Here is a 16331-nt window from a genome sequence, read left to right on the forward strand (position 1 = left end):
GGATGATGATGATCATGGACCATAACCTGAGGGCCCACCCCGGATTGGTGGAGGGGGCGTCATCGTCTCTGGCGGCCAAAAGCGGTATTATCGGAGCAGGTTTATCGAAGGAGAGTGCGCGTGCAGATTTATCTGGTCGGGGGGGCGGTCCGGGATCGCCTGTTGGGATTGCCGCAGGGAGACAGGGATCACCTGGTGGTCGGTGCTACCGTGCAGCAGATGCTGGCGCTGGGGTTCACCCAGGTTGGCCGCGACTTCCCGGTGTTTCTACACCCCAGCACCCATCAGGAGTACGCCCTGGCGCGCACCGAGCGCAAGCAGGGGCGGGGCTATACCGGCTTCGTCTGTCACGCGGATCCCGAGGTGACGCTCGAGCAGGATTTGCTGCGCCGGGATCTCACCATCAACGCCATCGCCGAAGACGAGGGCGGGCAACTGCACGATCCCTATGGCGGCCTCGAGGACCTTGAGCGGCGCTTGCTGCGCCACGTCTCCCCGGCCTTTGCCGAGGATCCCCTGCGCATCCTGCGGGTGGCGCGCTTCGCGGCCCGCTTCCACGGCCAGGGCTTCGTGGTGGCCCCGGAGACGCTGGGGCTGATGAGGGAGATGACCGACGCCGGCGAGCTCGCCCACCTGACCCCGGAGCGGGTCTGGAAGGAGCTGGAGAAGGTGCTGCTGGGGCCGACCCCCCAGGTCTTCTTCGAGGTGCTGCGTGAATGTGGAGCCCTCAAGGCGCTCTTCCCCGAGCTGGAGGCCCTGTTCGGGGTGCCGGCCCCCGCCAGGTGGCATCCGGAGATCGACACCGGCATCCACACCATGATGGTGCTGGCACAGGCGTGCCGCCTCTCCCCCGAGCTGACCGTGCGTTTCGCCGCCCTGTGCCACGACTTCGGCAAGGGACTGACCCCGCCGGCGTTCTGGCCGAGCCACCACGGCCACGGACAGAAGGGGCTGCCGCTCATTCGCGACTTCTGCGAGCGCTTCCGGGTACCGAACGAGTGCCGTGATCTGGCCCTGCTGGTGAGCGATCTGCACACCCACATCCACATCGCCTTCGAGCTCAAGCCGGCGACCCTGCTGAAGGTGTTCGACAAGGCCGATGCCTGGCGCAGACCGGAGCGTTTCGCCCAGTTGCTGGATGCCTGCCGCGCCGACTTCCACGGTCGCACCGGTTTCGAGGAGAAGGTCTACAGCCAGCCGGACTACGTGGCCCAGGCGCTGGAGGCGGCCACGGCGGTGCCGGTGAAGGAGATAGTGGCGGCGGGCTTCAAGGGGGAGGCGATCCGCGAGCAGCTCGGCAAGCGACGGCTCGACGCCATCAGCCGGGTGCGCGACGAGTGGACCTTCATCGAAGAATAAGTGCCTGTGTCGGGGCGGTTGGTGCAGCGTCATCGACCGTTTGAGGCAAAAGAGAAGCGTAAAAAAGCCCGAGTCACTGACTCGGGCTTTTTGCTGTCGCCGGGAGGCGATTAGGAGAAGCAGGCCTGCAGCACGTAGAAGATGGCGATGGCCAGGATGGCGCCGGCGGGCAGGGTGATCACCCAGGAGATCACGATATTGCGCAGCACACCCAGGTTCAGGGCGGCGATGCCGCGGGCCAGGCCTACCCCCATCACGGCACCCACCAGGGTCTGGGTGGTGGAGATGGGCAGGCCGGTCCCCGAGGCGATCACCACGGTCGCGGCGGTGGCCAGCTGGGCGGCGAAGCCGCGGCTCGGGGTCAGGTGGGTGATGCCGGTGCCGACGGTCGCCATCACCTTCTCGCCCATGGTGGCCAGACCGATGACGATGCCTATGCCGCCAAGGGGCAGGATCCACCAGGCGATGTGGCTGTTGCCGCTGATCTGGCCGGCGCTTTCCACGGTGGAGACCACGGCGGAGAGCGGACCTATGGCGTTGGCCACGTCGTTGGAGCCGTGGGCGAAGGCCATGGCGCAGGCGGTGATCACCATCAGGATGCCGAATACCTTCTCCACGTTGGCGAAGTGCATCTTGTTGTCATCCTGCGGGTTGTATTTCTGGCCGCGAATGTAGAACCAGCCGCCGATGGAGAGGGCCACCGAGATGGCGACGGAGAGCAGGATCCCCTCGCCATCGCTCAGGTGCAGGCCGACGTGGGTCAGACCCTTCTTGATGGTCACCAGGCAGATCACCAGCGCGGTCAGGAACATGTAGAAGGGAACATAGCGCTTGGCGTTGGCGAGCGGGTTGTCGGTGTTGAAGATGAGCTTCTGCACGCTGATGAACATGAAGTAGGCGATGATGCCGGAGATGGCCGGGGTGACCACCCAGGAGCCGACGATGCCGCCAAACTTGCTCCACTGCACCGCTTCCGGACCTATGCTCACCACCCCGAAGCCGACGATGGCGCCGATGATGGAGTGGGTGGTGGAGACGGGCCAGCCGAAGTAGGAGGCCAGGATCAGCCAGGCTCCCGCCGCCAGCAGGGAGGCTATCATGCCGAGCACCAGCAGATCCGGGGTATCGGCGAAGGCACTGGTGTCGATGATGCCGTTGCGGATGGTGGCGGTCACTTCACCACCGGCCAGGTAGGCGCCAGCGAACTCGAAGATCATGGCGATGATGATCGCCTGGCGTATGGTCAGGGATTTGGTGCCGACCGATGTGCCCATGGCGTTGGCGACGTCGTTCGCACCAATGCCCCAGGCCATCAAAAAGCCGAACAAGGCCGCCACGAGCACCAGGGTGGTGCCGTAATTCGCGATAATGTCCATTCAGTGTTTACCCAGTCAGTCGATTACGAACGAGCCAGCATCAATTCCAGGCGGGCGCCAACGCGCTCGGCCTGATCTGCCAGGTCACCTACCCATTCGAGGATCTTGTAGAGGAACATAACGTCGATCGGATTGTACTTGTGCTCAACGGCTTGCAGCTGTTGGCGCAGCCCGATCTGCATGGTGTCAGTATCGTCCTCGATGAGATCCAGCTGGTGGATCATCTCGGCAACCATTTCAACTTCACGTCCTTTAAAGCCGGTTTCGAGCAGCTCATCGAGTTCTTTGATGGCTTTCTCGGCCTGGGCGGTCGCATCGATACAGCGTTTGAGATAGGCCATGAAATCGGCACGCATCTCGGTGGGGAATTCCATCTTGCGGCCAAGCATGCGGCCGGAAATATCCTTGGCACGGTTGGCAATCTTGTCCTGCTGGGTCAACAGCTCCAGCAGATCGGTACGGGCGACCGGCAGGAACAGGCCGCGGGGGAGTTTCAGGCGAATTTCGCGCTTGAGAATGTCCGCTTCTTTTTCCAGCTGGGCGATCTGTTGCCGGATTTTCTCGGCATCTTCCCAGCGCTCTTCGGCAACGGCATCAAAGAAGGGAATGAGCTGCTCGCAGCACACGTGAACCTTGACGATATGCTTCTGCAGCGGCTTGATGGGGGACTTGGCAAAAAGACCCAAAATAGTATTTACTGGCATGGCCAAACCTGTGTCGGTGAAAAAACACTCGATACGATTTTATGAGGGGCGCATGGTAACCGAACTGTGCCATCAATAAAACCGTGAATTAATCCTGAATCTATCGCTGGCATTATATCCCCGCGATCCGGATCATGCCCCCCAAAGTTGCCTGCCCGCCCGGAATGACTATGCAAACTGAGATCGAGATAAAGTTTTTCATCACCAGCAATATTCAAGACTCTCTCTCCAACTTTCTGAATTCGCTTGAAATTATCTCCTCCGATCAGGCAAGGCTCGGCAATGTCTATTTCGACACCCCCGCTCTGGATCTGCGCCGCCTCGACATGGGGTTGCGCATCCGCCGCAGCGACCATTTCTCCGAGCAGACCATCAAATGCCGGGGTCAGGCGGTGGGGGGGCTGCACGCCAGGCCCGAGTACAATGCCCCGATCGAGGGTGAGCTGCCGACCCTGGCGACCTTCCCCGAAGAGATCTGGCCAAGCCTGGCCGTGCGCGACGAGATCCAGTCCCGGCTGGTGGCCCAGTTCAGCACCGACTTTCTGCGCCGCCACTGGCTGATCGCATTCGAGAGCGCCGGAGAGCGTGCCGAGATCGAGCTGGCCTGGGATCGGGGGGAGATTGTCGGCGCTCTGGGACGCACCGGGATCGACGAGCTGGAGCTGGAGATCAAGTCCGGCGAGGCCGGCGCCCTGTTCGCCCTGGCGGCGAGGCTGGCGACGCTGGGCGGGCTCAGGTTGGGGGCCCAGTCCAAGGCGCAGCGCGGTTACCGGCTGGCGGGGCTCGGCAAGCCGCTGACCGTGCAGCCCTTGCCAGATGTCGGGGGCCGGACGCAGCAGGAGCGCATCGGCCTTGGCCTGCAACACTGGCAGCACCATGAGCAGCTCTGGCTTGAGAGTGGCGATGATGACGAGCGGCAACGGGCGCTGCACGCCCTGTTGGAAGGGGTGGCCCTGGTGGCCGAGGCCGCCGGCTCCCTGACCCCGGCTCCGTCCTGGTTGCCCGGGCTCCTGGTACAGCAGCGCCTGCTGGCGGTGGCGGGGGAGGCGGGGTCACTTCGCGCCCGGCTTCATGATGCCGGTATGGTGGGTCTGCAACTGGCCATCGCGGCCTGGCTGCATCAGGAGGCCTGAGCCGGCGGCGGCAGACAAGACGGACAAAAAAGGTGAGCCTGGGCTCACCTTTTTTATGGCGTCCGGTGGAGGCGATCAGTTCACCACGGCCACGTTGATGCTGCCATTGCCCTGGGTCATGCGAACCCGGGCGCCGGGTACGAAGGTGGGGCTGGCTTTTTGCACCACCACGATGGACTCGCCGTTCTCTTTCTTGATCTCGAGCTCGACGCCATCGACCTGGTTGAGCTTGTCACCGGCCGCCTTGCCGGCGGCGGCACCGGCGATGGCACCGCCGGCGGCGGCGATGTCGCTGCCGCGGCCACCGCCTATGGTGCTGCCGAGCAGGCCGCCGACCACGGCGCCGCCTATGGTGCCCAGCACCGAGTTCTCATCGGCCTGGATCTTGACCGGGCGGGTGGAGACTATGGTGCCGTAGCTGACGGTCTGTACCTGCTTGGCGCGATCCTTGGTGTAGACATCGCCGGAGTAGACGTCGCTGTTGGCGCAGCCCGTGAGGGCTGTGGTGGCGGCCAGCAGGGTGACGAGAGCAATGCGTTTCAACATGATGGGCCTCCTGGGCAGGCATAGGTTTAATCGGGTGATGGATTCCACTTTACGCCAACCAGATTGCTCGTCAAACCTGCAAAATGTAACCATTTATGAGGGGGTATGGTGCACCATCCCCCGAACGGGTCAGCCCAGGGTCTTCTCCAGCAGCAGGCGATCCTCGCCCGGGCCGAAGTAGCCCGCCTCCTCGGCCAGCAAGGAATAACCAAGCCGCAGGTAGAGGCGCTGGGCCGGATTGGCCGGATCCACGGTCAGCCTGATCCGGGCGACTCGCAGAGTCGCCAGCCCCTGCTCTACCCGCCGCATCATGCGCTCTGCCAGACCGAAGCCGCGCGCCTCGGGCAACACGGCGAGGGACAGCAGCCAGCCCTGCGACCGATCCTGTCCCATCCCTCCCAGGGCATAGCCCAGCAGCCTGCCTTCCCGCTCCGCCACGACCAGCAGATCGGGCCACAAATCCATGGCCTGACGGAAGAAGAAGGGGGGATAGACATCCTCACCGAAGATGTCGGCGTCGAGCCGTCCTATGGCGTGCATGTCGGCGTGGGTGGCAATGCGCAAAACGGGGGGAGGCTGCATCCGGGCTCCTGGCATAAGGTCTCTGCCGCCGGGCGGCAGCACAAAAAGGGCACAGGGTAGAAGGGTGACCGGCTTGATGCAAGGGGTTGCCCCGGCCGACGGCGGGCAAAAAACAGGGCCCGCAGGCCCTGTGTCATCAGAGGAGGCTGGTCGCCTGCTCCAGCCAGGCGAGATCCTCGCCGTCCAGCAGGGGGCTAAGACGACGATAGACCTCGGCATGGTATTCGTTGATCCAGCGGAATTCCGCCGGGCTCAGCAGGCTGCGATCGATGAGGCGGGTATCGAACGGTACATAGGTCAGCCGCTCGAAGCCGAGCATCGGCAGCTCGCCGAGCTGCTCCTGCTCGGTGACCACCACCAGGTTCTCGCAGCGGATGCCGAACCCGTTTTCCCGGTAGTAACCTGGCTCGTTGGAGAGCACCATGCCCGGCTGCAGGGCCACCAGGCTGCCCTTGGGGGCGATGCGCTGGGGGCCTTCGTGTACGCTCAGGAAGTGACCGACCCCGTGACCGGTGCCGTGGTCGTAGTTGTAGCCGGCCTGCCACAGGGGCATGCGGGCCAGCACGTCGAGCTGGATGCCGGCGGTGCCGCGGGGGAAGCGGGCCTGATCCAGCGCGATGTGGCCCTGCAGCACCCGGGTGAACATGGCCTTGTGCTCATCGCTCACTTCACCCACCTTCACGGTACGGGTGATGTCGGTGGTGCCGTCCAGATACTGGGCGCCGGAGTCCACCAGATAGATGCTGTCCTGGCCGAAGGCACGCGGCGTGCCGTTGGTGTGGCGGTAGTGGCACATGGCTGCGTTGGGGCCGAGCGCCGAGATGGTGTCGAAGCTCGGCTCGACGTAGTGCTCCTGCTCGTGGCGGAAGGCTGCCAGCCGGTCGGCCAGAGTGCCTTCATCCACCCCCTCGAAGGAGCCGCTGGCGACCAGCCGGTCCAGCCAGGCGAGGAAACGGGTGACGGCGACGCCGTCGCGCAGGTGGGCGGCGCGCATGCCGGCCAGCTCCACTTCGTTCTTGCACGCCTTGGGCAGCATGGTCGGGTCCTGACCGGCCACCAGGATGGCGCCCGCCTCTTCCATGATGAGCTGGGTCCAGGCGTTGGCGGTGTTGGGGTCGGCCAGCACCTTCTGCTGATCCTCGCCGATGCGTTGCAGCACATCACCCAGCTTGTCGATGGGGTAGACGGAGACATCCTGCCCCACGTGCTGGCTGAAGGCGAAGCAGTCGATCTTGTCGGTGTCGACGAAGAAATCCATGCTGGTGTTGGCGTAGAGCACCGCAAAACCCAGCACGACCGGCAGCCGCTCCACGTCACGGCCGCGCAGGTTGAGCAGCCAGTTGATGGGCTCGGCCTGGGTCAGCAGCACCGCATCCAGTCCGCGCTTGCGCAGATCGCTGGCCAGCATCTCGCGCTTGGCCTGGCTGGACTGGCCCGCCAGTGCCTCGCTGTAGAGGATGACAGGGCTCTTGGCCGGGGTCGGGCGATCGACCCAGTGCAGATCGATGGGGTTCTCGTCCACCCGCACCAGCGCGATGCCGCGATCCGCCAGCACGGCCCTGGCGTTCTGGTACCAGGCCAGGCTGTGCAGGCGGGGGTCGAAACCGACCCGGGCGCCGGCAGGCAGCTGCTCCGCCAGCCACTGCACGTGGGGATCTTCCACCAGATGGAGAAATTCGAACAGCTCGGCCGGCGCCTGCATGCGTGCCTGCACCGTATAACGACCGTCGATGAACAGGGCCGCCCGCTGCGCCAGGATGATGGCGAGACCGGCGGAGCCGTTGAAACCCGTGATCCAGTCCAGCCGCTCGGCATGGGCGGGAATGTACTCCCCCAGGTGCTCGTCGTCGTGGGGAACGATGAAGGCGTCCAGTTCCAACGTGGCCAGTGTGGCCCTGACCTGGGCGACGCGGGTTTCAATAATCTCGAAATGATTCATGTCGTTATTGCCAGATTGTGGTGATGTGAGTGTTCATGGATGGTGGCTGCCTGCCAGGATCTGTCTGATCGACTGGCCTGCCGCCTCGATGTGTTGCTTGAGCAGCACCACTGCTTCGTGCTTGCGGCGGGTGCGGCACAGCTCCAGCAGCCGGGCGTGCTCACGCTCGGCCTTGTCCACACCGCCCTGGGCGAACAGCAGTTCGAAGCGCACATAGCGGTCGCAGCTCAGATTGATCTGGGCGATCAGCTCCAGTGCCTGGGGGCGATTGGCAGCCTGATAGAGGGTGGCGTGAAAGCGGTGATTCAACTCGGCCCAGTGCTCGATCTGGGTGCCGGACTCCAGCGCCAGATCGAACTGGGCGAGGATAGCCTCCGCCTCGGCGAAGGTGGCTTCCGTCATCTTGTCGACGGCGTGGAACAGGGTATCGGCTTCCAGCAGCGCCCGCAAATAAAAGAGCTCCTCGATGGCCGAGGCGTCCAGCATGGTGACCACGGCACCGCGATGGGCCTCGAACTTCACCAGCCCCTGGGCCTCCAGCTGCATCAGGGCTTCCCGCACCGGGATCCGGCTCACCGCCAGCTCCTTGGCGAGGGCGTCCTGACGCAGGGGGGCGCCGGCGGGAAATTCCCCACGCAATATCCGGCCGCGCAGGTTCTCCATCACCATCTGGGTGCGGGTCTTGTAGGGTGGGGTCATGATCGGGTCACAGGGGAATCGTTACAAAATTGTATATTGTATAAAGTTTGGCTGAATCTAACGCGCAAGGGGCCACAAGGCAAGGCTTGGCGGGAGTCATACGCCGCGCATCGGCCAAAAAAATACCGGTCAGCAGGGCTGACCGGTACGGGATGGGGGCTGGCGATCCGCCCGTTTTATAGCTGCGGGCCCGCCGCTACCAGGCGTTTGCCCTCTTCATTGTCGGTGAAGCGCTCGAAGTTCTTGATAAAGCGCTGGGCCAAGTCCACGGCTTTTGCGTCCCACTGGGTAGGATCGGCATAGGTGTCGCGCGGGTCGAGGATGCCCGGGTTCACGTCGTGCAGCTCGGTCGGCACCTCCAGGTTGAAGATCGGCAGTACCTTGGTCGGCGCCTGCTCGATGGAACCGTCCAGGATGGCGTCGATGATGGCGCGGGTGTCCTTGATGGAGATCCGCTTGCCGGTGCCGTTCCAGCCGGTGTTGACCAGATAGGCTTCAGCCCCTGCCGCTTCCATCCGTTTCACCAGCTCCTGGCCGTACTTGGTCGGGTGCAGGCTGAGGAAGGCCGCGCCGAAGCAGGAGGAGAAGGTCGGGGTCGGCTCTGTGATGCCGCGCTCGGTGCCGGCCAGCTTGGCGGTGAAGCCGGACAGGAAGTGGTACTTGGTCTGCTCCTTGGTCAGCTTGGCGACCGGGGGCAGCACACCGAAGGCGTCGGCAGTCAGGAAGATCACCTTGGTGGCGTGACCCGCCTTGGAGACCGGCTTGACGATGTTGTCGATGTGGTAGATGGGGTAGGAGACCCGGGTGTTCTCGGTGCGGGAACCATCGTCGAAGTCGATGGTGCCATCGGCCGCCACGGTCACGTTCTCCAGCAGCGCATCGCGACGGATGGCGTGGTAGATGTCCGGTTCCGCCTCTTCGGAGAGCTTGATGGTCTTGGCGTAGCAGCCCCCTTCGAAGTTAAACACGCCGTGGTCGTCCCAGCCGTGCTCGTCATCGCCGATCAGCTGACGCTTGGGATCGGTGGAGAGGGTGGTCTTGCCGGTGCCGGAGAGGCCGAAGAAGATGGCGACGTCGCCGTCCTTGCCCACGTTGGCGGAGCAGTGCATGGAGGCAATGCCGCGCAGGGGCAGGAAGTAGTTCATCATGGAGAACATGCCCTTCTTCATCTCGCCACCGTACCAGGTGCCACCGATGAGCTGCATCTTCTCGGTCATGTTGAAGGCGACGAAGTTCTCGGAGTTGAGACCCTGCTCCTTCCAGTTCGGGTTGGTGCACTTGGCACCGTTCATCACCACGAAGTCAGGTTCGAACGTTTTCAGCTCGGCTTCACTCGGGCGGATGAACATGTTCTTCACGAAGTGCGCCTGCCAGGCCACCTCGGTGATGATGCGCACGGCCAGGCGGGTATCCGGGTTGGCGCCGCAGAAGCCGTCCACCACGAACAGGCGCTTGCCGGAGAGCTGCTTGGTCACCAGGGATTTCAGATGTGACCACACTTCCGGGGTGATCGCCTTGTTATCGTTCTTGCCCTGGTCAGACCACCACACGGTATCCTGGGTGGTGCCGTCCTTGACGATATATTTATCTTTCGGGGAGCGACCGGTGAAGATGCCGGTGTTGACGTTGACCGCGCCGAGCTCGGTGACGACGCCACGTTCGAAGCCTTCCAGGTCTGGGCGGGTCTCTTCTGCGAAAAGCTGCTCATAGGAGGGGTTGCGAACGATTTCCTGGCTGTTTTTGATACCGTACTGGTCCAGCTTCAGTTGTTGGGCCAGGGCGGGTTCTACCACGATTGTCATTGTATTCTCCTGGGTTCAGAGGTGTGTAGGGTTCTATCTGACGTTCATGCTACCACCTAGGTGGTAGTTTTTAGCGATCGCCATCAAACTTTATAAAATAGGGTATTTTTTTGTTATTTAAGTTAAAGGCGGGTTTTGCCCGCCTTTGATTAGTGTAACTGGTTTGCATCATTACCGGGAGCCCTGCTGAACAGGGTTTCGATGTCTATCCCATCAAATTCGTAGTGGGCGCCGCAGTAGTCGCAGTGCATGTCGATCTTGCCGAGCTCCTGCACCATGGCCACCGCCTCCTCCTTCTCTATCTGCAGCAGGGCTCCTTCACAGCGGGCGCGGGAGCAGGTGCAGCGGAACTCGATGGCCTGGGGATCGAACACCCGCACCTTGTCCTGGTGGTAGAGGCGGTAGAGGATCTCTTCCGCTTCCAGACCGAACAGCTCCTCGTCCTTGATGGTGCTGGTGAGCTGCTCCAGATGTTCGAAGTCGGCGCTGTGATCCTCGCTCTGGGCGGGCAGCTCCTGCAGCAGGATGCCGGCGGCGCGGGGCTCGCCCTGATGGTGGCCGGTTCTGATCCAGAGCTTGGTGGCGAGCTGTTCGGACTTGGCGAAGTACTGCTCGAGGCAGGCCGCCAGGGTATCGGCCTCCAGGGCGATGATGCCCTGATAGCGCTCACCCTGTTCCGGGGTGATGGTGATCACCAGTTGACCCTGGCCGATCAGGCTCTGCAGCTTGCCGTCCGTCGGCAGTTCCCCTTCGTAGCGGGCCACGCCACGCAACTGCTGGTTGTGATCGCCGTTGATCACCGCCAGACGCACCGGGCCGTCCCCCTGCAACTGCACCGTGATGGAGCCCTCGAATTTGAGGGTGGCGGTCAGCAGGCTGGTGGCGACCAGCAGCTCGCCCAGCAGTTGCTGCACCTGTACCGGGTAGTTCTGGGCATCGATGATGTGACGATAGGTACGATCCAGCTGGACCAGCTCCCCCCGCACTTCGTACTCTTCGAACAGATAGCGATACAGGAGATCTTGGTTACTCATCATGTTGTCCTAGGATGTTCTTGGGGAAAATGAATACATTGTTAAACAGGTGGTTAGGAACTAATTCCCCCACCTGCCGTCATAAAGGGGCCACACAGGCAGATTAGGATTGCTTGACCTTGATCAGCTGGCGCCGCTCCTGCTTGTCGGGGCGGCGTTCCGGGCTCGGGGCAAACTGGCTGTTGAAGCGCCTGGCCTCACTGTTTTCCGCCCGCTTTTTCAGGCTGGCCTCGGTCTCTTCATAGAGCTGCTGGGCCAGGGGGGCGGACTTGCGCTGCTCGCTCACCTGCAGCACCCGTACCTCCCGTTCGTCCTGGCCCTGCCAGAAACGGACGAGGGCGCCGACCTCGACGGTCTTGCCCGGTTTGCTGCGCTGGCCGTTGTAGTGGACCTTGCCGCCGTCGATCTGATCCCGTGCCAGACTACGGGTCTTGTAGAAGCGGGCGGCCCACAGCCACTTGTCGAGCCGTACCTGAGTGCTGTTTTCTGCTAGATTTGGCATGAATCGGCTCCGTGTGGCTGAAAAGGGCGCCTGATTATACCAGAGGCAAGGGGGGGGATAGAAACAGGGAGAACGGCGGTGTGACGGGATCTGGATTTTCACCCCCTCATCCCATCCGGTCGGTTGTCTCTGGGTCCATTGCCGTACACAATAGCCAACCGACTTGGATGCCAGACAATTTTGATAAAGATGACGCTACCGTTCAGGGATGACTTGCTGAGCCCCCTTCTGGCTCGCTGCAAGGCCGTGCCACTCTCCCGTTTCAGCCAGCCTCTGTTCTGGCTGCTGCTCTTGTTGCTGGCGCAGCAGTGCGCCGTGCTCACCTGGCGCCTGTTCGAACTGGCCCAGCCATCCCGCAGCGTCCCCTGGCAGCCATCGGTCACCTCGGCCCAGGGCAGTGGCGGCAATCGCCTGGATATCGCCAATGTCAGCCGCCTCTCGTTGTTTGGCAAGGCGCAGCAGCCCAAGGGCGACAAGGTGGCAGATGCCGTCGCAGCCGATGCCCCCAAGACCCAGCTCAACGCCCAGCTCAACGGGGTGCTGGCGAGCTCCGATCCGGCCAAGTCCATCGCCATCATCGCCCACAACGGATTGCAGAACTCCTATGGCATAGGTGACTACATCGACGGCACCCAGGCCAAGATCCGCCAGGTGTTCGCCGACCGGGTCATCATCGCCCGGGAGGGGCGCGACGAGACCCTGATGCTGGACGGGGAAGAGTATGGCAAGCCGCTGCCCAGGCAGGGCACTCAGGACGACAAGCTCTCCTCGGTGCGCAGCGAGTTGCTGAGCAATCCAGGCAAGATCACCGATTACCTCAATATTTCCCCGGTCCGGGTGGATGGCCGCATGGTCGGCTATCGTCTCAATCCAGGCCGCAATCCGGAAGTGTTCAATCAGCTCGGTCTGGTCGCCAACGATCTGGCGGTCAGCATCAATGGCCTGGATCTCCGTGACAACGCACAGGCCATGCAGGCGATGCAGCAGGTGGCGGGTGCCACGGAAATGACCGTCACCGTCGAGCGGCAAGGACAGCTCTACGACGTGTATGTCGGCTTGTCAGAATAATGAATCGGAGTAGCACCAAGAATGACAAATAAAGGGAAGCACTGGCGTCTCGCCACTGTGGCGGCAGCCTTGATGATGGCCGGTTCTGCTTGGGCCACCGAATATTCCGCCAGCTTCAAGAACGCCGACATCGAAGAGTTCATCAACACGGTCGGCAAGAACCTGAACAAGACCATCATCATCGAGCCCTCGGTGCGCGGCAAGATCAATGTGCGCAGTTACGATCTGCTCAACGAGGATCAGTACTACCAGTTCTTCCTGAGCGTGCTCGACGTCTACGGCTTCGCCGTGGTGCCCATGAACAACGGGGTCCTCAAGGTGGTGCGCTCCAAGGATGCCAAGACCTCGGCCATTCCCGTGGTGGATGACAGCAATCCCGGTGTGGGCGACGAGATGGTGACCCGGGTGGTGCCGGTGCGCAACGTGTCGGTGCGCGAACTGGCCCCCCTGCTGCGCCAGCTCAACGACAACGCCGGCGGCGGCAACGTGGTCCATTACGAACCCTCCAACGTGCTGCTCATCACCGGCCGGGCGGCCGTGGTGAATCGCCTGGTGGAGGTGGTGCGCCGGGTGGACAAGGCCGGTGACCAGGACATGGACGTCATCAAGCTCAAGTACGCCTCCGCCGGCGAGATGGTGCGGCTGGTGACCAATCTGAACAAGGACGGCAGCAATCAGGGGGCCAACGCCTCCCTGCTGCTCTCCCCCAAGGTGGTGGCCGACGAGCGTACCAACTCCGTGGTGATCAGCGGCGAGCCCAAGGCTCGGGCCCGCATCATCCAGATGGTGCGTCAGCTCGATCGGGATCTGCAGAGCCAGGGCAACACCCGGGTCTTCTATCTGAAATATGGCAAGGCCAAGGATCTGGTGGACGTGCTCAAGGGCGTCAGCTCCAGCATCGCGGCGGACAAGAAGGGCGGGGCAGCGGCCACGGCCGCCGGCGGCGCCAGCATTGGGGGCGGCCAGCTCGCCATCTCCGCGGACGAGACCACCAACGCCCTGGTCATCACCGCCCAGCCGGACGTCATGGCCGAGCTGGAGCAGGTGATCGCCAAGCTCGACATCCGCCGTGCCCAGGTGCTGGTGGAGGCCATCATCGTCGAGATCCAGGACGGTGACGGCCTCAACCTCGGGGTGCAGTGGGCCAACGCCAACGGCGGCGGCACCCAGTTCACCAATACCGGCCTGCCCATCGGCCCCGCCATCATCGCGGGCAAGGATTACGACGACAACGGCAACACCGACGGGCTCGAAAACCTGCTCAGTGATTTCAGCGGCATGGCGGCGGGCTTCTACAAGGGGGATTGGGCCGCCCTGGTGACGGCGCTCTCCACCAACACCAAGAACGACATCCTCTCGACCCCGAGTATCGTCACCATGGACAACAAGGAAGCTTCCTTCAACGTCGGCCAGGAAGTGCCGGTGCAGAGCGGCTCCCAGAGCTCCACCACCAGCGATCAGGTGTTCAACACCATAGAGCGCAAGACGGTGGGCACCAAGCTGGTGGTGACGCCCCAGATCAACGAGGGGGACTCGGTGCTGCTCAACATCGAGCAGGAGGTCTCCAGCGTGGCCCAGACCCAGGCGACCGGGACCGCGAACCTGGGCCCCACCTTCGATACCCGCACCGTGAAGAACGCCGTGCTGGTCAAGAGCGGCGAGACAGTGGTGCTGGGCGGCCTGATGGACGAACAGACCAAGGAGCAGGTCTCCAAGGTGCCGCTGCTCGGGGACATCCCCGTGCTGGGCTACCTGTTCCGCTCCACCTCCAATACCACGGCCAAGCGCAACCTCATGGTCTTCATCCGGCCGACCATCTTGCGTGACGCCAACGTCTACACCGGGGTCTCCAGCAACAAGTACACCCTGTTCCGCGCCGAGCAGCTGAACCTGGCCGCCCAGGAGGGCTATGCCACCTCGCCGACCCGCCAGGTGTTGCCCGCCTACGGCCAGGATGTGATGCTCTCCCCCGAGGTGCAGAAGCAGATCGAATTGATGAAGGCGCAGCAGCAGTCGACCACTGTGGTGAGACCCATGGTGCAGCAGCCCCAGAGCCAACCCTTCGTGCAGAGCAAGCCCTGATGGCCGCCTATCAGCTCGATGGCAGCGAGCTGCCGGCCTCCTTGCCGGAACTGCCGTTCGCCTTCGCCCGCAACTTCGGGGTCATCCTGACCGAGCGCCAGGGGACCCCAGTGCTGCTCTGTCGCCAGGGCGTGACCCCGCAGACCCTGCTGGAGGTGCGGCGGGTGGCGGGCTGCGCCTTCCAGGTGGAACAGCTTGGCAGCGACGAGTTCGAGACGCTCCTGATGGCCCACTACCAGCGCGACTCCTCCGAGGCGCGCCAGCTGATGGAGGATCTCGGCAACGAGATGGACTTCTTCGCCCTGGCCGAGGAGCTGCCCCAGAGCGAAGATCTGCTGGACGCCGACGACGACGCCCCCATCATCCGCCTCATCAACGCCATGCTGAGCGAGGCGATCAAGGAGGAGGCGTCCGACATCCACATCGAGACCTTCGAGCGGGCCCTGGTCATTCGCTTTCGCATCGACGGCGTGTTGCGGGAGATACTGCGGCCCCATCGCAAGCTCGCCTCCTTGCTGGTATCGCGCATCAAGGTGATGTCGCGGATGGACATCGCCGAGAAGCGGGTGCCCCAGGATGGCCGCATCTCCTTGCGCATCGGCGGCCGCGCCGTGGACGTGCGGGTCTCCACCATGCCCTCCAGCTACGGCGAGCGGGTGGTGCTGCGACTGCTGGACAAGAACAACGTGCGCCTCGAGCTCAAGCAGCTCGGCATGACGCTCGCCAACCGCAACATCATCAGCGATCTCATTCGCAAGCCCCACGGCATCATACTGGTGACGGGGCCGACCGGTTCGGGCAAGTCCACCACCCTCTATGCGGCCCTGTCCGAGATCAACTCCCGTGATCGCAACATCCTCACGGTGGAAGACCCCATCGAGTATGACCTCGAAGGGGTGGGCCAGACCCAGGTCAACAGCAAGGTGGACATGACCTTCGCCCGCGGCCTGCGCGCCATCCTGCGTCAGGATCCGGACGTGGTGATGGTGGGGGAGATCCGCGACCTCGAGACCGCCCAGATCGCGGTGCAGGCGTCGCTGACCGGTCACCTGGTGATGTCGACCCTGCACACCAACACCGCCATCGGCGCCATCACCCGGATGAGGGACATGGGGATAGAGCCCTTCCTGCTCTCCTCGTCCCTGCTGGCGGTATTGGCCCAGCGGCTGGTGCGCACCCTCTGCCTGGATTGCCGCACCGCGCACCCGATCACCGAGCAGGAGCGCCTCGCCATGGGGCTGGATCTTCCACCGGATCAGCAGATCTGGCGCCCGGTGGGCTGCGAGCAGTGCAACCACACCGGCTATCGCGGCCGGACCGGCATCCACGAGCTGGTGGTGGTGGACGAAGCGGTGCGCGAGGCGATTCACTGTGCCAGCGGCGAGCTCGCCATCGAGCGGCTGATCCGGGCCCATACCCCCAGCATCCGCCGCGACGGCATCGACAAGGTCCTGCAGGGCCAGACCAGCCTCGAAGAGGTGCTGCGCGTGACCCGGGAAGACTGA

At 63.3% G+C, this 16331-nt stretch carries 14 protein-coding genes; 5 read left to right on the top strand and 9 right to left on the bottom strand.

Annotated features, from left to right (window positions below; genetic code table 11):
- Window positions 1-120 precede the first annotated feature (120 nt).
- Entirely contained in the window at window positions 121-1359 is a 1239-nt protein-coding gene (locus tag R2B70_RS02765) for a multifunctional CCA addition/repair protein (RefSeq protein WP_042075934.1), read from the top strand.
- A 110-nt stretch (window positions 1360-1469) separates the two neighbouring features.
- On the opposite strand, the gene R2B70_RS02770 is transcribed toward R2B70_RS02765, so the two are convergent.
- A complete protein-coding gene (locus tag R2B70_RS02770) occupies window positions 1470-2735 on the bottom strand; it encodes an inorganic phosphate transporter (RefSeq protein ID WP_042075931.1) in 1266 nt (421 codons plus the stop codon).
- A gap of 23 nt (window positions 2736-2758) precedes the next feature.
- Window positions 2759-3439 carry a TIGR00153 family protein gene (locus tag R2B70_RS02775; protein WP_042075928.1) on the bottom strand — a complete coding sequence of 227 codons (681 nt, stop codon included), beginning with the start codon at window positions 3437-3439 and terminating at the stop codon, window positions 2759-2761.
- Between the two features lie 170 nt (window positions 3440-3609).
- Here R2B70_RS02775 and R2B70_RS02780 point away from each other — a divergent pair, with 170 nt between their 5' ends.
- Window positions 3610-4572: an inorganic triphosphatase gene (locus R2B70_RS02780; protein WP_318162579.1), complete on the top strand. Its 963-nt coding sequence runs from the start codon at window positions 3610-3612 to the stop codon at window positions 4570-4572.
- 75 nt (window positions 4573-4647) lie between these two features.
- On the opposite strand, the gene R2B70_RS02785 is transcribed toward R2B70_RS02780, so the two are convergent.
- From R2B70_RS02785 to hslR, 7 genes are all read right to left on the bottom strand, one after another.
- Entirely contained in the window at window positions 4648-5118 is a 471-nt protein-coding gene (locus R2B70_RS02785) for a glycine zipper 2TM domain-containing protein (RefSeq protein WP_042075925.1), read from the bottom strand.
- A gap of 129 nt (window positions 5119-5247) precedes the next feature.
- Entirely contained in the window at window positions 5248-5700 is a 453-nt protein-coding gene (locus R2B70_RS02790; protein WP_318162580.1) for a GNAT family N-acetyltransferase, read from the bottom strand.
- 136 nt (window positions 5701-5836) lie between these two features.
- On the bottom strand, window positions 5837-7639 hold the full coding sequence (locus R2B70_RS02795) for an aminopeptidase P family protein (RefSeq protein WP_318162581.1): 1803 nt from the start codon (window positions 7637-7639) through the stop codon (window positions 5837-5839).
- A gap of 33 nt (window positions 7640-7672) precedes the next feature.
- Window positions 7673-8338, bottom strand: a complete 666-nt coding sequence (locus R2B70_RS02800; RefSeq protein WP_042075918.1) for a GntR family transcriptional regulator — start codon at window positions 8336-8338, stop codon at window positions 7673-7675.
- Window positions 8339-8514: 176 nt separating this feature from the next.
- A complete protein-coding gene (pckA, locus tag R2B70_RS02805; protein ID WP_209794001.1) occupies window positions 8515-10140 on the bottom strand; it encodes a phosphoenolpyruvate carboxykinase (ATP) in 1626 nt (541 codons plus the stop codon).
- 149 nt (window positions 10141-10289) lie between these two features.
- Complete coding sequence (hslO, locus tag R2B70_RS02810; protein ID WP_318163313.1) at window positions 10290-11174, bottom strand: Hsp33 family molecular chaperone HslO; 885 nt, start codon at window positions 11172-11174, stop codon at window positions 10290-10292.
- Between the two features lie 103 nt (window positions 11175-11277).
- Window positions 11278-11676 (bottom strand): ribosome-associated heat shock protein Hsp15, encoded by a 399-nt coding sequence (gene hslR / locus R2B70_RS02815; protein ID WP_318162582.1) that lies wholly within the window; start codon window positions 11674-11676, stop codon window positions 11278-11280.
- A gap of 213 nt (window positions 11677-11889) precedes the next feature.
- Between hslR and exeC the strand changes: the two genes are divergently transcribed.
- From exeC to exeE, 3 genes are read left to right on the top strand one after another with little or no spacing between them, the layout of a single operon-like run.
- Window positions 11890-12744, top strand: a complete 855-nt coding sequence (exeC, locus tag R2B70_RS02820; protein ID WP_280842014.1) for a GspC family type II secretion system variant ExeC — start codon at window positions 11890-11892, stop codon at window positions 12742-12744.
- Window positions 12745-12765: 21 nt separating this feature from the next.
- Entirely contained in the window at window positions 12766-14826 is a 2061-nt protein-coding gene (gene exeD / locus R2B70_RS02825) for a GspD family T2SS secretin variant ExeD (RefSeq protein WP_216991037.1), read from the top strand.
- The gene (gene exeE, locus R2B70_RS02830; protein WP_318162583.1) at window positions 14826-16331 is read left to right on the top strand and encodes a GspE family T2SS ATPase variant ExeE; all 1506 of its coding nucleotides are present in this window, start codon (window positions 14826-14828) and stop codon (window positions 16329-16331) included. The genes exeD and exeE overlap by 1 nt, the downstream gene beginning before the upstream one ends.

This window comes from Aeromonas sp. XH (genome assembly GCF_033348475.1).
Classification (GTDB): Bacteria; Pseudomonadota; Gammaproteobacteria; order Enterobacterales; family Aeromonadaceae; genus Aeromonas; species Aeromonas sanarellii.